This is a genomic window from Leucobacter sp. M11 (assembly GCF_035726885.1).
Lineage (GTDB): Bacteria > Actinomycetota > Actinomycetes > Actinomycetales > Microbacteriaceae > JAPFRB01.
In genome coordinates this window covers 130245-130924 of record NZ_JAPFRB010000001.1, presented here as the reverse complement: position 1 = coordinate 130924, position 680 = coordinate 130245, and the positions used below count along the sequence as shown (strand labels likewise).

The 680-nt window shown below is 77.5% G+C and carries 1 protein-coding gene; it reads left to right on the top strand.

What is annotated here, in order from left to right; translation table 11 throughout:
* Window positions 1-680: ABC transporter ATP-binding protein (locus tag OOT08_RS00650; protein WP_325090664.1), on the top strand; the 680-nt coding region annotated here is incomplete at both ends.

The following is a 680-nucleotide window of genomic DNA, read 5'->3' as shown; positions in this document are numbered from 1 at the left end:
CCACGCCGGGCGAGGTGACCGCCGCCGCGCTGCTGTTCCTCAGAACGGTCGCCCCGATCGCCGCCCTGCTATTCGTGATGGACGACCTCCAGTCCGCCCTCGCCGCCCTCGGGCGACTCGTCGGGGTGATCAACCGGGCCCCCGCGGTAACCGGGGCAGCGGAGGCCGCGGGCCAGCCGGACCAGCCGGGCCAGGCGGAGCCGCTCCCGGAGGGGGTGCTCGTCCGGGTGGCGGACGCGAGCTTCGGCTACGCGGACGGCGCGCCGGTGCTCGTCGGCGTCAGCCTGTCCCTGCGCGTCGGGGAGACCCTCGCCGTCGTCGGGGCCACGGGCTCGGGCAAGTCAACGCTCGCCGCCCTGATCGCGGGGGTGTACCGGCCCGGCGCGGGGCTGGTCCAGCGCGGCGTGGGGGAGGAACGCATCGTCACCGTGGCGCAGGAGGCGCACGTGTTCGCCGCGACGCTGCGCGAGAATCTGACGCTCGCCGCCCCGGCCGCGAGCGACGACGTGCTCCGGGCCGCGCTGTCCCGGGCGGGCGCCGAGCAGGCCGCGGCGGCGTTGCCCGAGGGGCTGGACACGCCGGTCGGGCACGGCGGGCACCCGCTCGAAGCGGCGCTCGCGCAGCACCTCGCCCTGGCGCGCGTGGAGCTCGCCGACCCCGCCGTCGTCATCCTGGACGAG